This window comes from Methyloversatilis sp. (assembly GCF_030698125.1).
Classification (GTDB): Bacteria; Pseudomonadota; Gammaproteobacteria; order Burkholderiales; family Rhodocyclaceae; genus Methyloversatilis.
This window is the reverse complement of record NZ_JAUYNV010000057.1, coordinates 25,813-51,090: the sequence shown is the minus strand read 5'-3', so window position 1 is coordinate 51,090 and position 25,278 is coordinate 25,813. Positions and strand designations below refer to the sequence as shown.

Here is a 25,278-nt window from a genome sequence, read left to right as displayed (position 1 = left end):
TTGTGTCGCGCGCTGCCGTCACCAGGCGCTCAGTTCGCAGCCGCCCCGGTTGATCGCGAGACGGTGACAACCGACGTTTCACCGCTGTTGTAGCGCAGCGTGCCGGTCATCGTGCTGCTGTTGGCGACGCGCAGGCTGAGGCTGCCGGTGTTGATCATCACGTTGCCGTTGGCAAAGATGTTCAGCGCGAAATTCACGTCGCGTTCGTACGCTTCGCCCGCACCTTCGAAATGGACATCGGTCACGCCCTGGCCGTAGGTCTGGATCAGCACGGCGTTGTACACCTGCCACACTGGGTGCTGCGTGACGTTGATGCGCGGGCTGCGCAACGTCAGGTCGTTGCCCTGGCGGGTCAGCGTCAGCGGAATGCGCTCGCCCTGTGCATCGACCATGGTCCAGTTGCCGGTCAGGTCGCGCTCGGGTTCCGGCGCGGGTGCGGCGGGGGCGGGCAGGCTGGCGACCGCAACCGGCGCAACCGGTGCAACCGGCGCTGGAGCAGGTTCATCGGCGACAAACGGCGCAGGCGCCGGTGCGGGTTCGGGACTCGTCTCCTCCTCGCCGACGAATACCGCGACGATGATGATGAAGGTGAAAAAAATCCCGACCCCCCAGACGAACTTGCGCGCGGCACCGATGACGCGGCCGACCGGCTTCCTGAAGCTTTCCGGCAGCGGCAGGTCGTCGTCTGCGGTGGCGTTCCGGTTCGAGGTGGACTGGGTCGAGGCATCCGTAGCCGTGCTGCGCATCGGCATGCCAGGCAGTTTTTCGAGCACGCCACACAACTCGCCGAAGTCATACTGCCAGCGCTTGTCGGTCATTTCGTGTGCGTTGCGCCGGCCCAGCGCCGACAGCTCTTCCGGCAGTTCGGCCGCGTCGGGCATGGTCGCGCCGCCGACCAGCACGGGTATGACGCGCACGCCGCGCCGGGTCAGCGCGCGGGCAATCTCCATGCGTACCGGATCATTTGGATTGTCGAGCCGGCGCTTGCCCTGGGCGTCGGTCATCGACAGCCAGTGCGGGCCGACCAGCACGAGCACGACGTTGCAGCGGTCGAGTTCGCGCTCGATGGCATCGACGAAGTCCTCACCGGCGGCGATGCTTTCGAGGTCGCGAAAAACCTCCATTCCAGGAAAGGCCTGTAGCAGGTCTTCGTGCAGCGTCTGCGCGTAGCCGCTGCTGTCCTTGCGTCGATACGAAATGAAAAGACGTGCCATGGGATGGGCTCAGTTCGCAGTGCGGGGAACGAAGACGATGCGGCGCACATTCACGGCATCGGCATACCTGCAAGCGCGAGGGGCTGCGCCGGAGACAGGACCGTCATTGATGCCGATGCACGAGGCGACGTTGCTCATGGTGTGCTCCACGGGGCCTGCGCGGCATCACGAAGTCCGTGCAGGGTAGGCTTTCGGGCGACGTCGGCAGTCTAGGCGCTTGCAATCGCCTTGAAAACCCGCAAACCGGATGCGCAGCGTGTCGTAGGTCATGAGGACGATACTTGCCGCTATCATCCGGCCTGTTTACCTTTTCGCGCCGGTCGTGGCCTTCACAGGGCTGCCGGCTGCCCCTGCTGCATGGACTGCGTATTGCTGACCCACGCCGATTGTCTCGGCCATCAACCCGGCGAGCGTCACCCGGAAGCACCGGCGCGGCTGACGGCGGTGCTCGATGGCATCGCCGCAGCCGGCCTGCTGCGCACCTGGCAGCGCATCGATGCGCCCAGGGTCACCCGCGAACAGCTCGAACGGGTGCATCACCCGGCTTATCTGGATGAAGTGGAGAAGGTCGCGCCCGCGTCCGGCCTGCACAGACTCGATGCCGATACAGTCATGTCGCCCGGTTCGCTTGCGGCCGCGTCGCGCGCAGCCGGCGCCGTGGTGCATGCGGTCGATCTTGTGATGAGTGGCCGCACGCGCAGCGTGTTCTGCGCCACGCGCCCGCCCGGACATCACGCCCGCGCCGGTGATGCGATGGGTTTCTGCCTCTATGGGAACGTGGCGGTCGGCATGGCGCACGCGCTGGCGGCACACGGCATCGAGCGCGTTGCGGTGGCCGATTTCGACGTCCACCGCGGCAACGGCACCGAAAGCATGTTCCGGCGCGAGCCGCGCGTGCTGATGGCCGACAGCTTCCAGCATCCGTATTTCCCGCAGGGCAATTTTCCGGAACGAGCCGGTTATCTGCCCATGCGTCTGGCGGCAGGTGACGGCAGCGACGCTTTTCGCCGACACTGGACACAGACCGCGCTGCCCGCGCTGCGCGCCTTCAGGCCGCAGATCGTATTCATTTCGGCAGGCTTCGATGCGCATCGGGACGATCCGCTGGCGAACATCCAGCTCGAAGCGGCCGATTACCGCTGGCTCACGCACGAGCTGCGCGACATCGCCGAAGCGTCGGGCAAGGGCCGCATCATTTCGACGCTGGAAGGCGGCTACGGTCTGGGCAATATCGGCGCGGCCGTGGCCGCGCACCTGATGGCGCTTGGCGATTGCAGCCGCTGAGCCGCTACACTGGCCGTTGCAACGGAGATGGACTGACGGCATGAATATCGAATGGTGGCACTGGCTGGTCGCAGGTCTGGCGCTGATCCTGCTCGAACTGGCGGTGCCCGGCATGGTGCTGGTGTGGTTCGGCGTGGCAGCGGTGGCGATCGGCCTGCTGGTGGCCGCCATGCCGGCGCTGTCGCTGACCCTGCTGCTCGGAGTGTGGACAGCACTGTCCTGCGTGCTCGTGTTTGTCTGGTTCAAGGTGTTCCGCACCGATCAGCACAAGACGCACGCCGGCATGTCGGACGGCGAGCAGATCGGCGAGGTCGGTCTGCTGGTCGGCGAGGTGACGCCCTGGGGTCGCGGCAAGGTGCGCTTCCAGAAGCCGCTGCTCGGCAGCGATGTATGGGAGTGCATCGCCGACGACACCATCGCGGCCGGCGAACGGGTGAAAGTGCTGTCGGTGGAAGGGTCACTGCTCAAGGTAGGATTGATCAACAAGGGAGTTTCGGCATGAGTTCGGGCATCGTCGTCGCCATCGCGATACTGGTTTTCGCTTTCGTCACGCTGGCCAAGGGCCTGCGCATCGTGCCGCAAGGCGAGGAGTGGGTCGTGCAGCGGCTGGGCAAGTACCAGAGCACGCTGTTGCCGGGCCTGAACATCATCATTCCCTACCTCGATGACGTGGCCTTCAAGGTGATCACCAAGGACATCATCCTCGACGTGCAGGAACAGGAGGTGATCACGCGCGACAACGCGGTGATCCGCACCAACGCCGTTGCGTTCATCAAGGTGACCGACCCGGTCAAGGCGGTCTATGGCGTGACCGACTTTTCCGAAGCCATCCGCAACCTGATCATGACCACGCTGCGCTCCATCGTCGGCGAAATGGATCTTGACCAGGCGCTGTCGAGCCGCGACAAGATCAAGATCCGGCTGCGCGAGAGCATTGCCGATGAGGCGATCGACTGGGGCCTGACCGTCAAGTCGGTGGAAATCCAGGACATCAGCCCGTCGGAGTCGATGCAGCGCGCGATGGAACAGCAAGCCAGTGCGGAGCGCGAACGCAAAGCCATGGTGACCCGCTCGGAAGGACAGAAACAGTCAATGATTCTCGAAGCCGAAGCGCGGCTGGAATCGGCCAAGCGTGACGCCGCGGCGCAGGTGACGCTGGCCGAGGCCAGTGCCGAGTCGATCCGGCGTGTGACGGCGTCGCTGGGCGAACAGCAGTTGCCGATGATGTATCTGCTGGGCGAAAAATACGTGGCTGCGCTGGGCAAGCTGGGCGAGTCGCCGAATGCCAAGATCGTCGTGCTGCCGGCCGATCTGCAGGACGCGGTGGCCGGCATCTTTGCGCGAGGACAGGGGAAATAATTTTCGCCGCGGATGAACGCGGGAATCACGTATCCGGGCGGATCAGGTCGCACGGGCGCTTGAAACGCCGGTTTCGCGTGCTGCTTGGGCAAACGGCATTTATCTGATCCGCATCGATCTGCGGTTCAGCTTTCCGGAAGACTTCACCTATGTCCGACATCGAACGCGAATCCATGGATTTCGACCTGCTGGTCGTCGGCGCCGGCCCGGCCGGACTGGCGGCGGCGATCCGCGCGAAGCAGAAAGCGACCGAGGCGGGCCACGAGCTGTCGGTCTGCGTCATCGAAAAGGGCGCCGAGGTGGGCGCGCACATCCTGTCCGGCGCCGTCATGGACCCGCGCGCGCTGACCGAACTGCTGCCCGACTGGCAGGCGCGCGGCGCGCCGCTGCACACGCCAGTGACACAGGACAGGATGTACTTCCTGTCCGAAACCGGCGCGCGCGCGGTACCTGGCGGGTTGCTGCCGCAAAGCTTCCACAACGATGGCAACTACATCGTGCGACTGGGTCATGTCGTGAAGTGGCTGGGCGAACAGGCTGAGGCACTGGGCGTCGACATCTTCCCCGGCTTTGCCGGCAGCACGCTGCTGTTCGATGACGACAACCGCGTGGCCGGCGTCATCACTGGCGACATGGGCGTCGGGCGGGACGGCACGCCGGGCGGCGCCTACCAGCCCGGCATGGCGCTGCGCGCGAAATACACGCTGTTCGCCGAAGGCTGCCGCGGCCATCTGGGCAAGCAGCTCGAGGCACGCTACAACCTGCGCGACAGTGTCGATCCGCAGACCTACGGCCTGGGCATCAAGGAGCTGTGGGAAGTGCCCGCAGCGCAGAACCAGCCCGGGCTGGTCGTCCATACCGCCGGCTGGCCGCTCGATAACGACACCTACGGCGGTGGCTTCATCTACCACCTGAAAGACAATCTGGTCGCCATCGGTTACGTGGTCGGCCTCAATTACAGCAACCCGTGGCTGTCGCCGTACGAGGAATTCCAGCGCTACAAGACCCACCCGACGATCCGCAGTCACATCGAAGGCGGCACGCGGCTGGCGTACGGTGCGCGTGCCATCACGGCGGGCGGCCTGCAGAGCCTGCCGAAGCTGGTGTTCCCCGGCGGCGCGCTGATCGGCGATGACGCCGGCTTCCTGAACGCAGCACGCATCAAGGGCAGCCATGCGGCGATCAAGAGCGGCATGCTGGCGGCCGATGCCGCGGTCGATGCGCTCGTGGCGGGTCGTGCGCAGGATGCGCTGGACGGCTATCCGGCCGCATTCCGCATCAGCTGGCTGAGGGAAGAACTGCACCAGACCCGCAACTTCAAGCCCTACATGAAGAAGGGACTGTGGCTGGGATCCTTCCTGTTCGGCGCCGAGCAATTGCTGTTCAAGGGCAATGTGCCGTGGACGCTGCGCAACGAAGCCGACCACACCACGCTGGCGCCGGCGGCCACCCGCACGCCGATCGACTACCCGAAACCCGATGGCGTGCTGACCTTCGACCGCCTGTCGTCGGTCTTCCTGTCCAGCACCAACCACGAAGAGGACCAGCCCTGTCATCTGACGCTGAAGGACGCCGGCGTGGCCATCACCGTCAATCTGGCGGCCTACGAGTCACCCGAACAGCGCTATTGCCCGGCCGGCGTGTATGAAATCGTGCGCGAAACCCGCGGGCCGCGGCTCCAGATCAACGCGCAGAACTGCGTCCACTGCAAGAGCTGCGACATCAAGGATCCGACGCAGAACATCCACTGGGTGACGCCGCAGGGTGGCGAAGGACCGATCTACAACGGAATGTGAGTTCGTTGAGACCGTTGTTGGGCATCGCTGCGCTCACCCCAACCTACGTTTCTTCACGTGGTCGATGGGTAGGTTGGGGTGAGCGCAGCGATGCCCAACAACCCAGGCATCCAGCGCGTTTCAAACGCCGCGTCCGCACCCCGCACAGCGGCATCCCGGTTCGTGTGCAACACGCCGGAGGCGAACGTAGGTTGGGGTGAGCGCAACGATGCCCAACAGCCCAGGCATCCACCGCGTTTCAAACGCCGAGTCCGCACCCCGCACAGCGTCACCCGGTTCATGTGCAACACGCCGGAGGCGAACGTAGGTTGGGGTGAGCGCAGCGATGCCCAACAGCCCAGGCATCCACCGCGTTTCAAACGCCGAGTCCGCGCCCCGCACAGCGGCATCCCGGTTCGTGTGCAACACGCCGGAGGCGAACGTAGGTTGGGGTGAGCGCAGCGATGCCCAACAACCCGGGCCTCCACAGCGTTTCAAACGCCGAGTCCGCACCCCGCACGGCGTCATCCCGGTTCGCGAACAACACGCCGGAGGCGAACGTAGGTTGGGGTGAGCGCAGCGATGCCCAACAGCCCAAGCCTCCACAGCGTTTCAAACGCCCTGATCACAGTTCGCGCAGGCATCATCCGGGCTCGTGGGCCACGATCGTCAGGAGTTTGAATCATGAAGACACGCATCACCGACATGCTGGGCATCCGCTACCCCATCGTGCAGGGCGGCATGATGTGGGTGGGCACCGCAGAGTTGTCGTCGGCGGTATCGAATGCCGGCGGCCTCGGCATCCTGACCGCGCTGACCCAGCCGACGCCTGAGGCGCTGGCGAAAGAGATCGAACGCTGCCGCGGCATGACCGATGCGCCGTTCGGCGTCAATCTGACGATCCTGCCGGCGATCAAGCCGCCGCCCTACGAGGCGTATCTGGACGTGATTCTCGATGCCGGCATCCGCATTCTCGAAACCGCCGGCAACAATCCGAAAGCCTTCATCGACAAGGCCAGGGCGCGCGGCGTGACGCTGATCCACAAATGTGTGGCGGTGCGCCACGCACTGTCGGCGCAGCGCAACGGCGTGGACATCATCAGCATCGATGGCTTCGAATGCGCCGGCCACCCGGGGGAAGACGACGTGCCCGGCCTGGTGCTGATTCCGCTCGCGGTGCAGGCGCTCGATGTACCGGTCATCGCCTCGGGCGGCATCGGCGACGGTCGCGGCATGGCGGCAGCGCTGGCTCTCGGCGCCGAAGGCGTCAACATGGGGACGCGCTTCTGCGCCACGCAGGAGGCGCCGATCCACGACAACATCAAGCAGGCGCTGGTCAATGCCAATGAACGCGACACCCGGCTCATCCTGCGCAGCCTGCACAACACCGCGCGGGTGTTCCGCAATGCCGTGTCGGAAGAGGTTGCAGCGGCGGAAAGCCGGCCGGGCGGCTGCCAGTTCGAAGACATCCGCCCGCTGGTCAGCGGCGCCCGCGGCGCCGCGGCGCTGGCCGAGGGCGACGTGGACGGCGGCATCATCACGGCCGGGCAGGTGGTGGGGCTGATTCACGACATTCCGACCTGCGACGTGCTGATCGCACGCATGGTGGCGGAGTGCCGGGAAAGCCTGCGCATTGCGGCCGAACGTGCCGCTGCCGAATGAACAGGACGACGGACCCCGTCCGGGGTCGCGTCGCGGCGGGCGCCGGTCCGCGCTTGCGGACCGGCGGCAGCGCTTACTTCAGGATGGTGGCGAGCGAGTCGGCCACGTAGTCGATGTTCTTCGAATTCAGCGCAGCCAGGCAGATGCGGCCGGTGCCGACGGCGTAGATGCCGAATTCGTCGCGCAGGCGATCGACCTGTGCAGCGTTCAGGCCGGTATAGCTGAACATGCCGCGCTGACGCACGACGAAGGAGAAGTCGCGCGCCACGCCGCGCGCGGCGAGCTTGTCGACCAGGCCGGTGCGCATCGCGCGGATGCGGTCGCGCATTTCGCCCAGTTCCTGTTCCCACATGGCGCGCAGTTCCGGCGTCGACAGCACGGCCGCAACCACCGCGCCACCGTGTGTCGGCGGGTTGGAGTAGTTGGTGCGGATGGTGCGCTTCAACTGGCTCAGCACGCGACCCGCTTCGTCCTTGCTCGCGGTCACGATGGACAGCGCGCCGACGCGCTCGCCGTAGAGCGAGAACGACTTCGAGAACGAGCTCGAAATGACGAAGCTCAGACCCGACTGCACGAACAGGCGCACTGCGACGGCATCCTTTTCGATGTCGTCGGCGAAGCCCTGGTAAGCCATGTCGAGGAAGGGCACCAGGTTGCGCGACTTGCACACCTCGACCACTTCGCCCCACTGCGCATCGCTCAGGTCGGCGCCGGTCGGGTTGTGGCAGCAGGCGTGCAGCAGCACGATGGCGTGGGCCGGCAGCGCCTTCAGGTGGGCGATCATCGCGTCGAACCGCACGCCGCGCGTGTCGGCGTCGAAATACGGATAGGTGTCGACTTCGAACCCGGCGGCTTCGAACAGCGCGCGATGGTTTTCCCAGCTCGGATCGCTGATATAGACCTTGGCCTGAGGCAGCAGGCGCTTCAGGAAGTCGGCGCCGATCTTCAGCGCACCCGTGCCGCCCAGCGCCTGGGCGGTGACCACGCGTCCGTCGGCGGTCAGCGCAGCGCCGGCGCCGAACAGCAGATCCTGCACCGCCTTGTTGTAGGCCGGCGAACCTTCGATCGGCTGGTAGCCGCGCGGCGGCGCATTCTTCATGCGCGCCTCTTCGGCCGTGCGCACTGCGCGCAGCAGCGGCAGCTTGCCCGCATCGTCGTAGTAGACGCCGACGCCCAGATTGACCTTGGTCGTGCGGGTGTCGGTGTTGAAAGCTTCGGTCAGACCCAGGATGGGGTCGCGCGGTGCCATGTCGACGGACGAGAAGACAGACGGGTTCATGCGTGGTGCTCCGGAGTGCGTGAGGTGGATGCCTCGAACTGAGGCGGATGCGTCATGTGCTTGAAAGATAGGCGTGAAACGGCGTGCTGTCTGCAGGCATGCGAACTCGTGCGATGCTTCGGCAGTCCTTGTCAGTACGTCTTGTGCAACGCAAAATTCTAACATGTCAGAAATCGCCGCCGCACCCGCGCTGTTAACGTTTGACAACAGCCCCTACAGGCTGCATCAGCCCTTTCCGCCCGCCGGCGATCAGCCGACGGCCATCGTCAAGCTGGTCGAGGGCATCGACGACGGCCTGATGTTCCAGACGCTGCTCGGCGTGACCGGCTCGGGCAAGACCTACACGATGGCCAACGTCATCGCGCAGCTCGGCCGCCCGGCGCTGGTCATGGCGCCGAACAAGACGCTGGCTGCCCAGCTGTACTCGGAATTCCGCGAGTTCTTCCCGGAAAACGCGGTCGAGTACTTCGTCAGTTACTACGACTACTACCAGCCGGAAGCCTACGTGCCGTCGAAAGACCTGTTCATCGAAAAGGACAGTGCGATCAACGAGCACATCGAACAGATGCGGCTGTCGGCGACCAAGAGCCTGCTGGAGCGGCGCGACGTGGTGATCGTGGCGACCGTGTCGGCCATCTACGGCATCGGCGACCCGGTCGATTACCACGCGATGATCCTGCACCTGCGCGAGGGCGGCACGCTGCACCAGCGCGACATCATCGCCCGCCTGGTGCAGATGCAGTACCAGCGCAACGACATGGATTTCCGGCGCGGCGTGTTCCGGGTGCGCGGCGACGTGATCGACATCTTTCCGGCCGAACAGGCGGAAAACGCACTGCGCGTGTCGCTGTTCGACGACCAGATCGAGGAGCTGTCGCTGTTCGATCCGCTGACCGGTCAGGTGAAGCAGAAGATCGGCCGCTTCACGGTCTATCCGTCGAGCCACTACGTGACGCCGCGCGCCACCGTGCTGCGCGCGATCGACGCGATCAAGATCGAACTCCAACTGCGGTCGAAGGAATTCGTCAGCCAGGGCAAGCTGGTCGAGGCGCAGCGGATCGAGCAGCGCACTCGCTTCGATCTCGAAATGCTCAACGAACTGGGTTTCTGCAAGGGCATCGAGAACTATTCGCGTCACATGTCGGGCCGCCAGCCGGGTGATGCGCCGCCGACGCTGATCGACTATCTGCCGCCGGATGCGCTGATGTTCATCGACGAGTCGCACGTGACCATTCCGCAGATCGGCGGCATGTTCAAGGGCGATCTGGCGCGCAAGACCAATCTGGTCGATTTCGGCTTCCGCCTGCCGTCGGCGCTCGACAACCGGCCGCTGAAGTTCGACGAATTCGAAAAGCTGATGCCGCAGACCGTGTTCGTATCGGCCACGCCGTCGGCGTACGAGGCGGCGAACCAGGGACAGGTGGTGGAACAGCTGGTGCGGCCGACCGGGCTGATCGACCCGATGATAGAAATCCGACCGGCCACCACCCAGGTCGATGACCTGCTGGGTGAAATCCGCAAGCGGGTGGCGGTGCAGGAGCGCATTCTGGTCACCGTGCTGACCAAGCGGCTGGCCGAGGACCTGACCGACTACTTCGCCGAGAACGGCATCCGCGTGCGCTACCTGCATTCGGACATCGACACGGTGGAGCGGGTGGAAATCATCCGCGACCTGCGGCTGGGCGAATTCGATGTGCTGGTCGGCATCAACCTGCTGCGCGAGGGGCTGGATATCCCCGAGGTGTCGCTGGTGGCGATTCTGGATGCCGACAAGGAAGGTTTCCTGCGCTCGGAGCGCAGCCTGATCCAGACCATAGGCCGCGCGGCCCGCCACCTCCACGGTACCGCCATCCTGTACGCCGACCAGATGACCGAGTCGATGAAGCGCGCGATCGGCGAAACCGAGCGCCGCCGCAACCGGCAGATCGCACACAACCTCGCTCAGGGGATCACGCCGCGCTCGGTGGTCAAGCGCATCAAGGACATCATCGACGGCGTGTACGACCAGGACGAGGTCGCGCGCGAACTGAAGGTGGCCGAGGAGCACGCCCGCTTCGAGTCGATGAGCGAGAAGGATCTGTCGCGCGAGATCAAGAAGCTGGAGAAGGAAATGATCGAACACGCGAAGAATCTCGAATTCGAGAAGGCCGCCGCGGCGCGCGACCGGCTGTTCAAGCTGCGCAGCGGTGCCTTCGGCGCCTGATGCGGATGCATCCGCCGGCCGTCGGCGCGGGTAACCGGATCATTCGACCGACTGCCTTCGCCACATGAAAAGACGTACCTTGCTGGGCCTGCTGTCCGGCCTGCCGCTGCTCGCCGGCTGTTCCGCCACCGGTGTGATGAATCTGCTGGCGCCGTCCGCCCACCGGCGCGAAGCCGGCATCGCCTACGGCCCGCACCCGCGCATGAAGCTGGATGTCTATCTTCCGCTGGACACCTCGGGCCCGGCGCCGGTCGTCGTGTTTTTCTACGGCGGCAGCTGGAACGCCGGTCGGCGCGAAGACTACCTGTTCGTCGGCGCCGCGCTGGCCGAGCGCGGCATCGTCACGGTGATCCCCGATTACCGGCTGTACCCGGAAGTGGTGTATCCGGCCTTTCTCGACGACTGTGCCGCAGCCGTTGCCTGGGCGATGGACAACGCGGCGGCGCATGGTGCCGATCCCGGTCGGCTGCATGTGGCCGGACACAGCGCCGGCGCCTACAACGCCGCCATGCTGGCGCTGGACGCGCGCTGGCTGGGCAGGCTCGGTCGCGGAACCGACCGGCTGGCGGGACTGGTCGGTCTGGCAGGGCCTTACGATTTCCTGCCCATCGTCAATCCGGACGTCAAACCCGTATTCAATCGCCCGGGTGTCGAAGATCCGGCGCCCGCCGACTCGCAACCGCTGCGGCACGTGTCGGCCGCGGCGCCGCGCAGCCTGCTGATTGCCGCGCGGGAAGACGAACTCGTCAATCCGCAACGCAACACCGGCGGGCTGGCGCAGGCCTTGCGCGATTCGGGTGTCGCGGTCGATGAGCGCTACTACGACGGGGTGAATCACCTGACCCTGGTGGGCGCCTTCGGCCGCCCGCTGCGCGGACTGGCTCCGGTCATCGATGACGTGGCGGCCTTCGTCGGGAAGGCGGTGACGCAACCGCGTCCCTGAGGGTTGTTCAGAGACTCAGCGGCAGTGCAAGACACAGGCGAGTGCCCCCGTTACGGGCCGGCAAGGGCCGCAGGCTCCCGCCGTGCAGATCGGCCACGCGCTGGGCGATCGCCAGGCCGAGCCCGCCGATGCCGCCGCTTTTTCTTTGCAGCGGCGGATCACGCAAGGACTGTCCGCGTTCGAGTCGTTCGATCAGATCTTCAGGCAGCCCGGGGCCGGCATCTTCGACGACGATCTGCGCCAGCACACCGTTGCGACTCAGGCTGACGTGCACCGGCCCGGCGCCAGGTGCGTGACGCATGGCGTTGTCTATCAGGTTGGTCAAGGCGCGCTCGATCAGTTGCAGGTCACCCTCAAGTTCAAGTCTTCCGGGTGGCGGTCCCTGAAGCATGACGGGCGGCCGGGCGCTGTCTGTCAGATCGAATTTCTGCACGGCGTCGGTCACCAGCTCGTCGAGCCGGAAACGCTCCCGGTTGAGCGACTGACCGCTCGACTGCAACGCGCACAGTTCGAACAGCTGTTGCGAAAGCCGGCGCACCTTGTCGCTTTGCGCCAGCGCAGTCGACAGGATGCGATCGAACGTTGCCGGCGGCGACGAGCGGTGTCCGGCAAGTGCTTCGAGCTGACCGTGAAGCGCGGTCAGGGGCGACCGCAGATCATGCGCCACGCCCGCCATCATTTCCCGGTGTGCGTCGCTCTGCTGCTGTTCCCGCGTGCCCTGTGCCCGCAGCCTTTCGGTCATGTCCTCGAAAGCGCGCTCTATCGCCTGCACTTCGTCACCTTGCTGCATCGCGACGACGTCGCTGATGCCTGCGGTACCGGCGTCGTCCTTGCCGAAGCGGCGCATGCGGTGCGCGATGCGATGCAGCGGCCGCGTCAGCCGATGGAATGCGATGACCCCGCTCGCCACGGCGAGCAGCAGCCCCAGCGTGGCTGCGACCGCTGCGCCCTGCCAGACGCGCTGCAGGCTGGATTGACCGGCCACAAGCGTGCGCGCCTGACCGTCGAGCACGATGTAGAGGTAACCGGGCGGCTTGGGGTCGCCGGGTCGCGGTGCAAACATCGCAACGCTGAAAATGCGGGACACGCCGACGTCCATCGGATCGGTGCCGAACAGCGGCAAGGGTGCGCCGTCGAGAAACTGCCGAACCGGAGCCAGATCGACCTGCGGCTGCCGCACCATGCCGGGCTCGCCGATGTAGTGGGCAACGCGTCCGTCGGCGTCCAGCACATAGACCTGAACCCCCGGATTGACGACCATCAGCATCGACAGCAGGGTTTCGCGCGCCGACCGGTCGGCGGCGTCCGCATCAGCCCGTGCAATGTCCGGCCAGTGTTCGATGATGTGACGGGCCAGCCCGTGCGACAGGCGTTGCAGCGACTCTTTTTCGTGTTGTGCCGCGACATGCCGTCCGAGCAGGCCGACAAATGCGCCATAGGCGAGCAGCAGCACCGCCATGGTCACGATGAGACGTGTTGCGAACGAGGGCGAACGGATCACGGCACGGTGTCCTCGAATCGATAACCGACGCCCCAGACCGTCACGATGCGCTGCGGATTTCTCGGGTCGTCCTCGATCTTGTTGCGCAGACGGTTGATGTGCGAATTGACGGTGTGTTCGTAGCCATCGAAGCCGGCTCCCCAGACGCGCTGCAACAGACTGCCGCGACTGAAAGCCTGCCCGGGATGCCGTGCCAGAAAGTGCAGCAGATCGAATTCGCGCAGGGTGAGCGGAATCGGCACGTCATCGCGCGCCAGTTCGCGTCGCTGCGTGTCGAGTCGAAACGCTCCGAAGCGCACGTCAACGGCGACCGCCGGAGCACTGCGTAGCTGTTCGACGCGGCGCAGCAGCGCGCGTACGCGTGCCACCAGTTCGAGCATGGAGAATGGCTTGGCAAGGTAGTCGTCGGCACCGAGTTCGAGCCCGAGCACGCGGTGAGCCTCCGCCGAACGGGCGCTCAGCATGATGACCGGAATATCCGCGTGCCGTGCCTTGAGGTGGCGACAGACGTCCCAGCCGTCCGCGCCCGGCAACATCAGGTCGAGCAGCACGAGATCCCAGCGTTTGCGATCGATGGCGGCGATGGCCTGCAGCCCGTCCGATTCGCGGTGCAGGCGATACCCTGCGCCTTCCAGATGGAGACGCAGGGTACCCGCGATCGCATTGTCGTCCTCGACAAGCAACACATGCTCGTTCATCGGTTTGGCGCCCGGCAGGCTGAAAAATCGAGACTAGCAGGTCTGCCGCCGACTGACTTCACACCGGCGTGAAGCTTGCCGGCAGCGTTCAACCAAGCCGCCGGCGCGCAACGCTGCCGATCATGAGCAGGCCGGCGAGCATCATGGCGTAGGTTTCCGGCTCCGGTACCGGAGCGACAGCGAACGAAATGCGATAAATGCTGGTGTCGGCCGCGAGTGTGCTGTCGAGCGTGTAGCCGGTCGCAGTCGTGAGGCCGTTGTAGGCAGCGAGCTCGGCAAAATTGAACGCAACCACGGAATTCTGCGGCGCGCGCAGATCGTTGTTGCCGACGAACGCCGACGCGGCGGGGTCGAATACCTCGGAGCCGGCATCCCAGATCTGACGGGCCGTCTGGTTGATCGAATTGATGACCAGATTGCCTGCTGCGTCGAACAGCTGGTAGCGCATCGGCGAATCGTTGCCGATGAAGAAATCGTTGCTCGGCACGACCATGGCCGCGAACGTGAAGAACCGGTTCAGCGCGCTGTCAACGGTGAAGGTGGCGCTGCTCGTGCCACCTGGCTGCAACAAGCCGCCCAGCGTGCCGCGGGTTGCTGTCGGGTCGGCTGCGGCGAAGGCCGCCTGCCATGCGCCACCCGCACCGCCCTCGGCGACCGAAATGATGGGCTCGGTCGCGACGCTGCCCAGATTGAAGGCGTCGAAGCTGCCATTGTTGAATCCGAAGTGCAGTGGCGCGAAGCTGATGCCGTTGGCGGGTACGAGGTTTTCCACGGTGACCGTGACGTCGACGAGGGCCGCCTGGGCCGACGACGCGAGGCCGACCAGCACCATGGCTGCCGTGAGACGGGAGATGCGCAATGAACAGGGGAACATGTGGATACTCCGGGATATGTGGGATGAGCCGGACCATGAGCTGCTGGCCGGTGTCCGGATGCTAGGCAGCCCGTATCACCGAGTCCTCACACAAACTTCACCGCGACGGGATGCACGCGTTTCTGCCGCGGCGACGGATTTCACCTCCTGCTGACACCGCTTCAGGAACCGACGACTCTGAAAACGATCCCTTGCCTGACCATGCGCGCCACTTTCATCCGTCTGTTGCTGCTTCTCGCCGTGCTCATCCAGTCGCCTGCATCGGCATTGGAGAGCGGCGCGGTCGTCAGCGCGCGCGCCACCGTCACGATGGTGTCGGCACAGGATGCTGCGCGTGCCGGCGATACGGTCGATCTCGCCCTGCATCTGCGCCTGGCCGAAGGCTGGCATATCTACTGGATGAATCCGGGCGATGCCGGGCAGCCGCCGCGCATCGAGCTGCATGCGCCGGCCGGCAGCAGCGTGAGCGATCTGCGCTGGCCGGTGCCGAAGCGCCATGTCGACGGGCCGGTGACCACCTTCATTCACGAAGGTGAAGTGCTGCTGCCCTTCAGCGTGACACTGCCGGCCGGCCTTGAAGGCCCGCAGACGCTGACTGCGAAAGCCGGCTGGCTGGTGTGCAAGGACATCTGCATTCCGGAAGAGGGCGTGTTCGGGTTGACGCTGCCAGCGGGTGAGTCGACGCGCAGCGCCGAGGCTCTGCTGTTCGATACGGCTCGCGGCGCATTACCCGTGCAGGCCGGCTGGCAGGCGGCGGTCAGCGCGGATGGCGTGCTCTCGCTGAGCGGACCGGGCGCCGACGCGATCGCCGAAGCTGACTTCCTGCCGGCAGACTGGGGCCAGATTGAACATGGTGCGGCGCAGACGTTGATGGTTGCCGACGGCCGCGCATCGATCGCGTTCAAGCCGGGCGCAGCGTTCGACCCGGCGCGCGCGCTGGCTGGCGTGCTGCACGTGCGCGACCGTGACGGCGTTGCGCAGGCGCTCTGGGTGGCGACGCCTGGATCAGCCATCGAGCGCGCGCCAGCCGTGGTGCTTGCCGCCGGCAACGCGCCATTGCCTGCGCCGGCTACGTTTGAGCCCGGCGCAGCGTCCGCGTCCGATGGCTTCGGCCTCGTGTGGGCCGTGCTGTTCGCGCTGGCGGGTGGCCTGTTGCTCAACCTGATGCCCTGCGTCTTCCCGGTGCTGGCGATCAAGGCACTGTCGTTCGCCAGGCTGGGCGGCCACGCGCAGCGCACGGTGCGTGCGCAGTCGCTCGCCTACTGCGCCGGTGTCGTGACCACTTTCCTGCTGCTGGCCGGCGTGCTGCTCGCACTTCGCACAGCAGGGTTGCAGGCAGGTTGGGGCTTCCAGTTCCAGTCACCGGTGTTCGTGACCGCCATGGCGGCCCTGCTGTTCGTCATCGGGCTGAATCTGTCCGGCGTGTTCGGTTTCGGCAGCGGATTCGCGTCCGCCGGGGATGCGCTGGCATCACGACCGGGCCTGTCCGGCAGCTTCTTCACCGGCGCCCTGGCGGTCGTCGTCGCCACACCGTGCACCGCGCCCTTCATGGGCGGTGCGCTGGCGTTTGCGCTCGCGGCGCCTGCGGTACAGACGGTCGCGGTATTCGTTGCCATGGGCGTCGGGCTGGCACTGCCGTATGCACTGCTCGCATTCGTGCCGGGTCTGGCGCGCCGCATGCCCCGACCCGGTCCGTGGATGGACCGCCTCAAGCAGGCGCTGGCCTTCCCGATGTATGCAGCGGCCGCGTGGCTGGTATGGGTGCTGAGCCAGCAGTCCGGCGCAGACGGTGTGCTGATGGCGCTGGTCGTGTTGTTGTTGCTGGCGCTTGCGGGATGGTTGCTGGGCGTTGCGCAGGGTGGGGCGTCCAGCCCCGGCGCGTGGCGCACCGGGGCACTGGTGGCGGCACTGGTTGCCGCCGTCGGTATCGCGCGCGCGCCCGAGCCCGCCGGCACCGGGCCGTCTGCGGGTGCCGCATCGGCCGGGGCGGAAACATACACGCCGGCGCGCCTGAGCGAACTGCGCGCAGCCGGCAGGCCGGTGTTCATCAACATGACTGCGGCCTGGTGCGTCACCTGCCTGGTGAATGAAAAGGTGGCGCTGTCGACGACTGGCGTACAGCAGGCTTTCGCGACGCGCGGCATCACCTACATGAAAGGTGACTGGACGAGAAGCGACCCGCTGATCACCGATTTTCTGCGCCAGCACGGCCGCGATGGCGTGCCGCTCTACGTTTACTTCCCACCGGATGGCGCGCCGCCGGCGGTACTTCCACAGATCCTGACCGAGCAGATCGTGCTCGACCGGATCGGTTCCTGATCCCTTCACGGAGGAATGTCATGCTATTCAGTTCCCGCACACCCCGCCTGTTGCTGTCCGTGGCAGTTGCACTGGTGCCGGCGGCCGCGCTCGCCGCGCCGAAGGTCGGCGAACCGGCGCCTGCCTTCACCGGAGTCGATGCCCACGGCAAGACCGTCTCGCTGTCCGGACTGGCCGGCAGGACCGTGGTGCTGGAATGGATGAACGACGGCTGCCCCTATGTCGTCAAGTGGTACAAGAGCGGCGAAATGCAGAAGCTGCAGCGTGACGCGACCACGAAGGGCGCCGTGTGGCTGACCGTGGCGAGTTCGGCGCCGGGCGAGCAGGGTCATGTCGATGGCGAAACGGCGCTCAGGCAAACGGCAGACAGAAATGCGTCACCGACCCATTTCGTGCTCGATCCCAAGGGCGTCATCGGGCGCGCTTATGGTGCGCAGGTCACGCCGCACATGTATGTGATCGCGCCGGACGGCAAGCTGGCCTACATGGGTGGCATCGACAGCATTGCATCGACCGACCCGGCCGACATTCCGAAAGCCGAGCCGCTGGCGCGGCTGGCCATCGATCAGGTGCTGGACGGCAAGACGGTCACCAAGCCGGTGACACGCGCCTACGGGTGCTCGGTGAAGTACGCGAACTGAGTTGCTCGACGAGGCGGGATCCGGTGCGCCTGCCCAGCCACGCATCGCAAGTGGAGAGTGACCAGGGCATAGTCATGCCCTGGTGATCAATCGTCAGGCGCTGACGATTTCCGGCCCGGCGTGCAGCCGGTTCTGCGCCTTGACCAACCGCTCCATCGTGCGCAGGTCGCGCCGGTCGAGCTTCATCGCGCCACGCACCCATTCGCGCACCACGTCCTCCAGTTCCTGGTAGGTCAGGCGGATGAAGGCGTGCATCTTGGCGCGCTGGAAGGCACGGAAACCCTTGAGCTGCGGGCTCATGGAGCGCATCACGTTGCGCGCCACCTGCTCGCCGGTGCCGGGCTCGGCCAGATGATCGACCAGGCCGAGCGCGTGCATCTCTTCGGCACTCATGATGCGGGCGTTCAGGATCAGATCCTCGGCGATCCGCGGCCCGGCCTTGCGTGCCACGAGGCTGTAGGCGCCCATGCCCGGGAACAGGTTGAACATCATTTCGGGAAAGCCCAGCTTGCTGCCGCGCTCCGCAATCACCACATGGCAGGACAGCGCAGCCTCGAAACCGCCGCCGAGCGCATCCCCCTGAATCACGGCCATCGACACTGCATCCGCATGCAGACCGGATACATTGTTGTTGATGGCACGGATGCAGGCCTGGGCGTAACGCATCAGCGCCTGCTGGTCACCGGCTTCGACCAGCCGGCGGAACAGGTCGAGGTCGCCGCCCAGGTTGTATACGCCGGGAACGGATGAGCAGTTCAGGAAGAAATCCACCGTGCCCGGCGCAAGTTCCACCTCCTGCTGCTGGGCAACGACGTCCGCCAGCAGTTCAGGCGTGAAGCAGGGGCGGCCGACCGGATGTGCGTACATCCACAGCGCGCGGGTGTCGGCGTCATAGCGCGAGGTGATCAGCGGTGTCGACAGCAGGCGAGGGCCGCGTGGAGTCGCACCGAATGGCACGACGTTATCGGCGTGCACACGCTTTTCATGCGAATGCAGTGGTGTTTCTGCCTTGGCGATGCAGACAGGCAGAGAATGCGTGACGGTTGAGTCTGCGGTGTTCGGAATCGAAGCGTCAGACGGCGCGCACGACGGGCGCACTGCATTGCAAGGGGTCAACAGATCCATTTCAGCCTCCGTCGGAATAGCCGACAAAAAAGCATGCTGAAAAACGCCGCCAATACGGCGAACTGGAGAGGCATTTATTTGCCTTTTATTCCTGCTGTCTGGTGCACGATTCCAGACAGAGTCTGACCCTGTAAGCACATGTTACGACAACACGAGAATTTTTTGCTTGAATATTTGATTGCACCTGCCGGGGATCAATCGGCTGCTCGGCTATAGTCGGACGCAACAGGAGGAATCGATGACAGCAGCCGCATCCGGCACCGAGCAGCGCGAACACAAACTGACCCTGCAGGAGCTTGTCGATGCCATGGTGGCCGATGGCCTGCTGGGCGATGCGGTGGCGCGTACCTTCATGCACGACCGCCGCTACTGGCGGGGCGGAGAGCATCCGCTCGTCGTGCTGGCACAGCAGAAATGGCGCTCGCTGCATCCGCCGCACCGCCCGCTCAATCTGGATGCGCTGACCGAATGGATGGCCGGCTGGAGCGGTCACGAGTACTACCACATCGACCCGCTGAAGGTCGATTTTGCGGCCGTGACCGAGGTGGTGTCGAGCGCCTACGCCAACCGGTTCCGCATCCTGCCGGTCCAGGCATCGGCGCGCGAGGTGGTGATCGCGACCGCCGAGCCCTTCATGAACGAATGGGAAATGGAACTGGCGCCGATCCTGCGCCGGCCGATCCGGCGCGTCATCGCCAACCCGGACGATATCGCCCGTTACGTGGTCGAGTTCTACAGTCTGGCCAAGTCGGTCAAGGGCGCGGCCAAGCGGGGTGACGTCAGCGGTGTCGGCGCGTCGAATTTCGAACAGCTGGTCGAGCTGGGCCGCAGCAACCGGCCGCTCGATGCCAATGACCAGCATATCGTCACCATCGTCGACTGGCTGTGGCAATACGCTTTCGAGCAGCGCGCCAGCGACATCCACATCGAGCCGCGGCGCGACTTCGGCGTCGTGCGCTTCCGGATCGATGGCGTGCTGCATCAGGTCTATCAGATTCCGATGCCGGTACTGGGTGCGATGACTTCGCGCATCAAGATACTGGGCCGCATGGACGTGGTCGAGAAACGCCGGCCGCAGGATGGCCGCATCAAGACGCGCGCACCCGACGGCCAGGAAATCGAGCTGCGCCTGTCCACGCTGCCGACCGCCTTCGGCGAAAAGCTGGTGATGCGGGTGTTCGACCCGGAAGTGCTGGTGCGCGACTTCCGCGATCTGGGCTTTTCCGACGAGGACGCGCGGCGCTGGAAGAACATGACGACGCAGCCGAACGGCATCGTGCTGGTGACCGGTCCGACCGGCTCGGGCAAGACCACCACGCTGTACTCGACGCTGAAGAACCTCGCCACGCCCGAGGTGAATGTGTGCACGCTCGAAGACCCGATCGAAATGATCGAGCCGTCGTTCAATCAGGTGCAGGTGTCGGCCGACATCGGCGTCACCTTTTCGGCCGGTATCCGGTCGCTGATGCGGCAGGACCCGGACATCATCATGGTGGGCGAGATACGCGACCTGGAAACCGCCGAAATGGCGATCCAGGCGGCGCTGACCGGTCACCTCGTGTTGTCGACGCTGCATACCAACGATGCGCCGTCGGCGATTACCCGCCTGATGGATCTGGGCGTACCCAGCTATCTGCTGAACGCTACGGTGCTCGGCGTGATGGCGCAGCGGCTGGTCCGCACCCTGTGTCCGCACTGCCGCAAGCCGGCCACGCCGCAGGAAACCGATCCGCAAGCCTGGAACGAACTGGTGTCGCCGTGGAAGGCGAGCCGTCCGGATCGTTTCATGCAGTCGGTCGGTTGCCTGGAATGCCGCATGACCGGCTACTCGGGCCGCATCGGCATCTACGAAATCCTGCTGATGTCACCGGAAATCAAGAATCTCATTTCGGCCAGCGCCGACATGGCCGCGCTGCGCGAACAGGCTTATCGCGAGGGCATGTATCCGCTGCGGGTGTCCGGTGCGCTGAAGATTGCCCAGGGTGTGACCACACTGGGCGAAGTGATGAAGGTGGCGCCACCGGCCTGAGGCCGGTGCCGTGCTCCGGTGCTCAGTACCCTCCGCCCGGTGGCCAGCCGACACCGACGAAGGGCGGCTTGCGGCCGACCAGTCCTTCCAGCAGCGTCAGTTCCGCGTCCGTGTGGTTGATCAGTCTGGCGGCCGACATCATGTCGCCACCCGGTTTGTCGCGCAGCCACATCGGCTTGTCGTGATGGCGGGTCTGGATGGTTTCGGTCTGGCCTGGATCTCCGGCACGCGCGATGACGGCTTCGCCGTAACACAGACAGAAATAGGTCTGGTCCTCGGCCGTTTCGATGTAGCAGCCGGTACCCCGGATGCCTATCGTGGCAGCCGGTGTGGCGATGCGCCGCTGGCCGCGATCGAACACCGACAGCAGGCGGCCGGTGATGACGCGCATCAGGTCGGCCGCAACGCCGCTGCCGAAGGCGACATGCGAGTTGCCACGTTGCATGAATGCGTCGCGGCCTATCACGTAGATCGCTTCCGACCCCGCGCCAGTGCGCACCGTGTCGCCCGGATGCACCGGCATGCCGAATTTCGCCGGCACGCCGTTGATCGTCACGTTGCCACGGAAGCCGCGCAGACCGGGGCGGTCGTCGCGGGCCAGTGCCTCGCGCACCAGTGTGTCCAGTGCCAGCGGGGCGGTGCTGCCAGCCACCAGCAAGCGCGTCAGCATGCGTCGTCTGTCCATCCTGCTGTCTCCCTGTTGTGTTGAGCGAATTATGGCCTGCGCGGCAGACTGCCGGACGCATTCATCCTGAAAACCTCGGCTGACCGCTTGCCATATTCCTGAAAGCCTGGGTCGTCGCCGCGGTCGTCGTTCTCCGGAACTTCATCCTTTGGGTGAAACCTGAGAGGCCGCGTGCACGGCGCCGATCAACCGGGGTTTTCAGGATCATTTGTCGCCGGCAAGTACTGCGTCACCCAGACCGACGCGACCGCTGCGCAGCACCCGCGCGGTGATGCCGCCATGCCCGCGCATCGCGTTGTAGCCGCCACGGCCCAGATTGCTTTCCATGCGTGAGCAGGGGGCGCAGATGCCGGTGTATTCCAGCAGCGCTTCGCCCAGCTGGAAACGTTGGCCCTTGAGCGCGAGAAGATTGATGCCACTGACCACGATGTTGCGCCGCACCTGTTCCGGGCTGATCGCGTCCGTGCCCAGCAGGCCGGCTACCGACGGCAGGTGTTCAGCCTGTATCAGCGTGACCTGCCGTTTGCCGCCCGGGCTGGCGTAGTGGTCACCTTCCAGCCCGAGTGCTTCGATCACCTGTACCGATTCGACCGGCTGTAGCGGCTTCAATCGTGCCGGCCGCACGCCGATCCAGGTCACGCAGCCCGGCTGGGCGAAGGTGGATGTCAATGTTTTCAGGCTGTCCATGGGCACTCGCAGATATCGGTCAGGAACGGGCGGATGCTACTTCACGCGAACAGCCCGTGCAGATACCAGCGGTGCGGCGGCAGGTGTTCGCGGTAGATCCACAATTGAGCGTGATCGACGCTCAGCGCGACGAAATAGTCGCGCAGCGCGTCGCCCGGACTGGCTTCCCCGTCGCTGTCCCACCAGCCGGATTCGATGCGTTCGGGACCGCTGACCAGTTCGAGCGGGCCGGCGCGCCAGGGCTGGTTGCGGATGGTCTGCAGCAACCGGGGTTCGGGCAGCAGCCAGAGCGGGCGTCTGCCGCCCTGCACAGCGGCGGCCGTGCCCGGACCGGGTTCGACCTGCTGCTGCGATCGTTCCGGCCGGTGGTCGGCGCAGGCGGACAGCGCATATACCCTGTCCGGCCCGAGCCGGGCGCGCAGGTGTTCGATCAGCAACCTGCCGGCTTCCTGTTGCCGGGCGGGCGAAGGTGTTTGCGGGCCGAACAGGTCGTCGCTGCGACCGGCCAGTTCGATCCAGTGCGCAGCCTTCAGGCGCAGCGCACCGACGGCTTCGGGCAAGGCGAGCCGCGCCAGATGTTCGCGCGTCAGCAACGCCATGCGACGGGCGTCGCGCGAGGGCGTGCCCAGCGTCAGCGTCAGTACGGTCGGCGGATGGTGTTCGTGTTCCAGCTCGAGCCGGCAGCTTTCGATGCCGGCATGCACGGCGGCCAGCTGCGTGCAGCAGGCGTTGAACAGCCGGTTGGCCGCGAACAGCAGCACGTCGCTGTCGTGTCGCGGTACCGGCAGCTCAAGCCGGCTGTCGATCTGCGGTGGTGCCTCGAAATACGGCCGCGGGTCAGGTCGCTGGCCGAGTGCCTGGTCGAGCAGGCGACGCAGTCCGGCAGCGTCGCGTCGCGCCAGGGCGTCGCGCGGCAGTTTCATCACCTCACCCACGGTACGCAGGCCGCTGTCGGCAAGCAGAGCGAGCAGGGATGCGTCGGCTTCCATCGCACGCAGCGGCAAGGCGGCCAGTGCTTCGGCCAGAGCGTGATCGTCGTCTGCCAAATATTGACCGGGTGTGGCGCGCGCCAGCCAGCGTGCCGCGCGCGGGGTGGGGGCGCAGGCGCTCAGCGCCTGGAAACCGGCCGCAGCCAGATCGCTGCGCAGATGGCGGAGCAGGGCATCCAGCCCGCCGAACAGTCGCGTGCTGCCGGCGATGTCGAGCAGCAGGCCATCGCTTTCCAGTACCACCCGCGGCGTGTAGCGCAGCGCGCAACCGGCGGCTTCACGCAGTGCAGAGTGTTCGGCCTCGGGAGATTTCGGCCGTACGAGCAGGTCCGGGGCTATTGCCAGTGCGTCGGCCACACCCTGTCCGGGGCGCACGCCCTGTGCCAGTGCCGTCGCGTCCAGCGCGCACACGCGCTGCCGGTACGCCACAGCCAGCGGACGGGTATGTGAAGGGTTGCGGAACAGGGCCTGCATGGGCCAATCGGGAAAGACGAGTGCCAACCAGCGCATGATTTGTCGACGTTCATTTGCGGCAAGGGCTTCATGCGATCAGCGCCAGCGCCAGCGCAGGCGGGGCGGCGCAGCGCGTCGCTACCGTGGCCGATGGCGCATTGAAACGTGTGCCCTGCAGGTAGAGCGGCTGGTTCGCCGGGGCGCCCCGGCGCTTCAGGATGTCGATGCGCAGCACGCCGGCTGCGCGGGCCGACAGCTGCAGCCGCAGTGCCGAAGGCGAGGCCTGCTGTGCCTGCTGCAACGGACGGAACAGGATCAGCGGGATCGCCGCTTCGCGTACCGCCAGTTGCAGCCGTCGCAGCAATGCATTGTCGACGCGGTCGAGCCAGCCGATGACAACCGAACAGACGCCTGAACGCAGTGCCTGGCGGATTGCCCACACCCGCTCGCCCACCGTGTCCGCCCGTACCACAATCAATTGCCGGGTACGTACGCCGGCTGCCGCCAGCGCAGTCACGCCGGGCAGATGGGGCGGCGCCACCCAGAGCCGCCAGTTGCCATCCGCTTCGGCTCCAGCCAGCAAAGGCATCAGCAGCGACAGTTCGCCCTGGCCGCTGCAATCGGTCAGCAATTCGGTCATTTCGCCGATCGGCCAGCCCCGGCCAGGCAGGGCGGCATCCAGCGTGGCATGACCGGTCGGGATGCCGTTCGGCACGACCGGCGACACGTCGCCGGCCCGCCAGAGTGACGGATGCCGGAAAAGGCTCAGCGCTGGCGGGGTCATCGCGTCAGACCGGGCTGCCATTGCGGATCAGGCCGACCACCACGCCCTCGATCACCAGCGGATCGCGTTGCGTATCGACCACGATGGGCTGGAAATCAGGATTTTCGGGCAGCAGTTCGACGTGTGAGCCGAGACGCTTCAGACGCTTCACGGTCACTTCTTCACTCAGGCGGGCGACAATGATCTGACCATTCACCGCCTCGCTCGTGGCATGGATGGCGAGCAGGTCGCCGTCCAGAATGCCGGCGTCGCGCATGCTCTGGCCGCGCACGCGCAACAGGTAGTCGGCGCGCGGCGAAAACATCGCCGGATCAAGCTGGTAACGGCCCTGCACATGGGCATCGGCCAGTATCGGGCTGCCTGCCGCCACCCGGCCGATCAGCGGGATGCCGGGAGATTCGGTCAGCCGGATGCCGCGTGCGCGACCTTCGTCCAGACTGATGACGCCCTTGCGCGCCAGTGCCCGCAGATGGCTTTCTGCAGCATTGGGGGAACGGAAACCGAATGCCTGTGCGATTTCCGCCCGGGTGGGCGGGCTGCCTCGTTCGCTGACGGCATCGCGTATCAGTTGCAGGATCTGTTGCTGGCGGGTTGTCAGGACGCTTGAGACCATGGTTCGGTACAGGAATGTTCGTTGACTGTATTTTTATACAGTTATCGATCACGCCGCAAGCGCTTTGCACTGCGGAAAATGAATTGTCGAGATTTGTTACACGTAAAAATTGGAGTGCAAATGTCAAAAGTGACGACTTTCTGAAAGAGTTTTTATTTCAA

At 65.5% G+C, this 25,278-nt stretch carries 21 protein-coding genes; 10 read left to right on the top strand and 11 right to left on the bottom strand.

The genetic code is table 11. The features are described 5' to 3' along the window. Positions 1-29 precede the first annotated feature (29 nt). Positions 30-1,214 (bottom strand): toll/interleukin-1 receptor domain-containing protein, encoded by a 1,185-nt coding sequence (locus Q8Q80_RS18820; RefSeq protein WP_305634383.1) that lies wholly within the window; start codon positions 1,212-1,214, stop codon positions 30-32. Positions 1,215-1,571: 357 nt separating this feature from the next. On the opposite strand from Q8Q80_RS18820, the gene Q8Q80_RS18815 reads away from it, so the two are divergent. The 5 genes from Q8Q80_RS18815 (at position 1,572) to Q8Q80_RS18795 (ending at position 7,294) form a co-directional block, all read left to right on the top strand. Continuing rightward, positions 1,572-2,498, top strand: coding sequence for a histone deacetylase family protein (locus Q8Q80_RS18815; RefSeq protein WP_305634382.1), 927 nt, complete (start codon positions 1,572-1,574; stop codon positions 2,496-2,498). A gap of 40 nt (positions 2,499-2,538) precedes the next feature. Then, positions 2,539-3,000, top strand: coding sequence for an NfeD family protein (locus Q8Q80_RS18810; RefSeq protein ID WP_305634381.1), 462 nt, complete (start codon positions 2,539-2,541; stop codon positions 2,998-3,000). After that, on the top strand, positions 2,997-3,857 hold the full coding sequence (locus Q8Q80_RS18805; protein ID WP_305634380.1) for an SPFH domain-containing protein: 861 nt from the start codon (positions 2,997-2,999) through the stop codon (positions 3,855-3,857). The genes Q8Q80_RS18810 and Q8Q80_RS18805 overlap by 4 nt, the downstream gene beginning before the upstream one ends. A gap of 149 nt (positions 3,858-4,006) precedes the next feature. Beyond that, positions 4,007-5,653, top strand: a complete 1,647-nt coding sequence (locus Q8Q80_RS18800) for an electron transfer flavoprotein-ubiquinone oxidoreductase (protein WP_305634379.1) — start codon at positions 4,007-4,009, stop codon at positions 5,651-5,653. A 663-nt stretch (positions 5,654-6,316) separates the two neighbouring features. Beyond that, entirely contained in the window at positions 6,317-7,294 is a 978-nt protein-coding gene (locus tag Q8Q80_RS18795; RefSeq protein WP_305634378.1) for a nitronate monooxygenase family protein, read from the top strand. Between the two features lie 73 nt (positions 7,295-7,367). On the opposite strand, the gene Q8Q80_RS18790 is transcribed toward Q8Q80_RS18795, so the two are convergent. Beyond that, entirely contained in the window at positions 7,368-8,573 is a 1,206-nt protein-coding gene (locus tag Q8Q80_RS18790) for an amino acid aminotransferase (protein WP_305634377.1), read from the bottom strand. A gap of 163 nt (positions 8,574-8,736) precedes the next feature. On the opposite strand from Q8Q80_RS18790, the gene uvrB reads away from it, so the two are divergent. Further along, entirely contained in the window at positions 8,737-10,776 is a 2,040-nt protein-coding gene (gene uvrB / locus Q8Q80_RS18785; protein WP_305634376.1) for an excinuclease ABC subunit UvrB, read from the top strand. A 64-nt stretch (positions 10,777-10,840) separates the two neighbouring features. After that, complete coding sequence (locus Q8Q80_RS18780; protein WP_305634375.1) at positions 10,841-11,719, top strand: alpha/beta hydrolase; 879 nt, start codon at positions 10,841-10,843, stop codon at positions 11,717-11,719. Between the two features lie 7 nt (positions 11,720-11,726). Here Q8Q80_RS18780 and Q8Q80_RS18775 read toward each other — a convergent pair whose 3' ends face one another. The 3 genes from Q8Q80_RS18775 to Q8Q80_RS18765 all read right to left on the bottom strand — a co-directional run bounded on the left by Q8Q80_RS18775 (position 11,727) and on the right by Q8Q80_RS18765 (position 14,792). Then, positions 11,727-13,220 carry a HAMP domain-containing sensor histidine kinase gene (locus Q8Q80_RS18775; protein ID WP_305634374.1) on the bottom strand — a complete coding sequence of 498 codons (1,494 nt, stop codon included), beginning with the start codon at positions 13,218-13,220 and terminating at the stop codon, positions 11,727-11,729. Next, complete coding sequence (locus tag Q8Q80_RS18770) at positions 13,217-13,918, bottom strand: response regulator transcription factor (protein WP_257081713.1); 702 nt, start codon at positions 13,916-13,918, stop codon at positions 13,217-13,219. Before Q8Q80_RS18770 ends, Q8Q80_RS18775 begins: the two co-directional genes overlap by 4 nt. Positions 13,919-14,006: 88 nt before the next feature. Then, positions 14,007-14,792 (bottom strand): spondin domain-containing protein, encoded by a 786-nt coding sequence (locus Q8Q80_RS18765; RefSeq protein ID WP_305634373.1) that lies wholly within the window; start codon positions 14,790-14,792, stop codon positions 14,007-14,009. A gap of 201 nt (positions 14,793-14,993) precedes the next feature. Here Q8Q80_RS18765 and Q8Q80_RS18760 point away from each other — a divergent pair, with 201 nt between their 5' ends. Continuing rightward, positions 14,994-17,111 carry a protein-disulfide reductase DsbD gene (locus Q8Q80_RS18760; protein ID WP_305634372.1) on the top strand — a complete coding sequence of 706 codons (2,118 nt, stop codon included), beginning with the start codon at positions 14,994-14,996 and terminating at the stop codon, positions 17,109-17,111. 20 nt (positions 17,112-17,131) lie between these two features. After that, positions 17,132-17,752: a redoxin domain-containing protein gene (locus Q8Q80_RS18755; RefSeq protein WP_305634371.1), complete on the top strand. Its 621-nt coding sequence runs from the start codon at positions 17,132-17,134 to the stop codon at positions 17,750-17,752. Positions 17,753-17,845: 93 nt separating this feature from the next. On the opposite strand, the gene Q8Q80_RS18750 is transcribed toward Q8Q80_RS18755, so the two are convergent. Continuing rightward, entirely contained in the window at positions 17,846-18,877 is a 1,032-nt protein-coding gene (locus Q8Q80_RS18750) for a crotonase/enoyl-CoA hydratase family protein (RefSeq protein ID WP_305634370.1), read from the bottom strand. A gap of 238 nt (positions 18,878-19,115) precedes the next feature. On the opposite strand from Q8Q80_RS18750, the gene Q8Q80_RS18745 reads away from it, so the two are divergent. Further along, complete coding sequence (locus tag Q8Q80_RS18745) at positions 19,116-20,906, top strand: GspE/PulE family protein (protein ID WP_305634369.1); 1,791 nt, start codon at positions 19,116-19,118, stop codon at positions 20,904-20,906. 22 nt (positions 20,907-20,928) lie between these two features. On the opposite strand, the gene Q8Q80_RS18740 is transcribed toward Q8Q80_RS18745, so the two are convergent. From Q8Q80_RS18740 to lexA, 5 genes are all read right to left on the bottom strand, one after another. Next, on the bottom strand, positions 20,929-21,591 hold the full coding sequence (locus tag Q8Q80_RS18740) for a hypothetical protein (protein ID WP_305634368.1): 663 nt from the start codon (positions 21,589-21,591) through the stop codon (positions 20,929-20,931). A gap of 204 nt (positions 21,592-21,795) precedes the next feature. After that, entirely contained in the window at positions 21,796-22,278 is a 483-nt protein-coding gene (locus tag Q8Q80_RS18735; protein ID WP_305634367.1) for an MOSC domain-containing protein, read from the bottom strand. 41 nt (positions 22,279-22,319) lie between these two features. Further along, on the bottom strand, positions 22,320-23,741 hold the full coding sequence (locus tag Q8Q80_RS18730) for a DNA polymerase Y family protein (RefSeq protein ID WP_305634366.1): 1,422 nt from the start codon (positions 23,739-23,741) through the stop codon (positions 22,320-22,322). 67 nt (positions 23,742-23,808) lie between these two features. Beyond that, positions 23,809-24,504: a translesion DNA synthesis-associated protein ImuA gene (imuA, locus tag Q8Q80_RS18725; RefSeq protein ID WP_305634365.1), complete on the bottom strand. Its 696-nt coding sequence runs from the start codon at positions 24,502-24,504 to the stop codon at positions 23,809-23,811. Between the two features lie 4 nt (positions 24,505-24,508). Next, complete coding sequence (gene lexA, locus Q8Q80_RS18720) at positions 24,509-25,117, bottom strand: transcriptional repressor LexA (RefSeq protein WP_305634364.1); 609 nt, start codon at positions 25,115-25,117, stop codon at positions 24,509-24,511. Between the last annotated feature and the right edge of the window lie 161 nt (positions 25,118-25,278).

What these genes read in the sequence shown, in the direction of transcription:
- Q8Q80_RS18735 (WP_305634367.1), bottom strand. Translation starts at nt 22,278, where the DNA reads ATGGACAGCCTGAAAACATTGACATCCACCTTCGCCCAGCCGGGCTGC.
- Q8Q80_RS18780 (WP_305634375.1), top strand. Translation starts at nt 10,841, where the DNA reads ATGAAAAGACGTACCTTGCTGGGCCTGCTGTCCGGCCTGCCGCTGCTC.
- Q8Q80_RS18795 (WP_305634378.1), top strand. Translation starts at nt 6,317, where the DNA reads ATGAAGACACGCATCACCGACATGCTGGGCATCCGCTACCCCATCGTG.
- Q8Q80_RS18730 (WP_305634366.1), bottom strand. Translation starts at nt 23,741, where the DNA reads ATGCAGGCCCTGTTCCGCAACCCTTCACATACCCGTCCGCTGGCTGTG.
- Q8Q80_RS18800 (WP_305634379.1), top strand. Translation starts at nt 4,007, where the DNA reads ATGTCCGACATCGAACGCGAATCCATGGATTTCGACCTGCTGGTCGTC.
- Q8Q80_RS18755 (WP_305634371.1), top strand. Translation starts at nt 17,132, where the DNA reads ATGCTATTCAGTTCCCGCACACCCCGCCTGTTGCTGTCCGTGGCAGTT.
- Q8Q80_RS18820 (WP_305634383.1), bottom strand. Translation starts at nt 1,214, where the DNA reads ATGGCACGTCTTTTCATTTCGTATCGACGCAAGGACAGCAGCGGCTAC.
- Q8Q80_RS18740 (WP_305634368.1), bottom strand. Translation starts at nt 21,591, where the DNA reads ATGGACAGACGACGCATGCTGACGCGCTTGCTGGTGGCTGGCAGCACC.
- Q8Q80_RS18770 (WP_257081713.1), bottom strand. Translation starts at nt 13,918, where the DNA reads ATGAACGAGCATGTGTTGCTTGTCGAGGACGACAATGCGATCGCGGGT.
- Q8Q80_RS18790 (WP_305634377.1), bottom strand. Translation starts at nt 8,573, where the DNA reads ATGAACCCGTCTGTCTTCTCGTCCGTCGACATGGCACCGCGCGACCCC.
- Q8Q80_RS18805 (WP_305634380.1), top strand. Translation starts at nt 2,997, where the DNA reads ATGAGTTCGGGCATCGTCGTCGCCATCGCGATACTGGTTTTCGCTTTC.
- Q8Q80_RS18750 (WP_305634370.1), bottom strand. Translation starts at nt 18,877, where the DNA reads ATGGATCTGTTGACCCCTTGCAATGCAGTGCGCCCGTCGTGCGCGCCG.
- lexA (WP_305634364.1), bottom strand. Translation starts at nt 25,117, where the DNA reads ATGGTCTCAAGCGTCCTGACAACCCGCCAGCAACAGATCCTGCAACTG.
- imuA (WP_305634365.1), bottom strand. Translation starts at nt 24,504, where the DNA reads ATGACCCCGCCAGCGCTGAGCCTTTTCCGGCATCCGTCACTCTGGCGG.
- Q8Q80_RS18810 (WP_305634381.1), top strand. Translation starts at nt 2,539, where the DNA reads ATGAATATCGAATGGTGGCACTGGCTGGTCGCAGGTCTGGCGCTGATC.
- Q8Q80_RS18815 (WP_305634382.1), top strand. Translation starts at nt 1,572, where the DNA reads ATGGACTGCGTATTGCTGACCCACGCCGATTGTCTCGGCCATCAACCC.
- Q8Q80_RS18760 (WP_305634372.1), top strand. Translation starts at nt 14,994, where the DNA reads ATGCGCGCCACTTTCATCCGTCTGTTGCTGCTTCTCGCCGTGCTCATC.
- Q8Q80_RS18765 (WP_305634373.1), bottom strand. Translation starts at nt 14,792, where the DNA reads ATGTTCCCCTGTTCATTGCGCATCTCCCGTCTCACGGCAGCCATGGTG.
- uvrB (WP_305634376.1), top strand. Translation starts at nt 8,737, where the DNA reads ATGTCAGAAATCGCCGCCGCACCCGCGCTGTTAACGTTTGACAACAGC.
- Q8Q80_RS18745 (WP_305634369.1), top strand. Translation starts at nt 19,116, where the DNA reads ATGACAGCAGCCGCATCCGGCACCGAGCAGCGCGAACACAAACTGACC.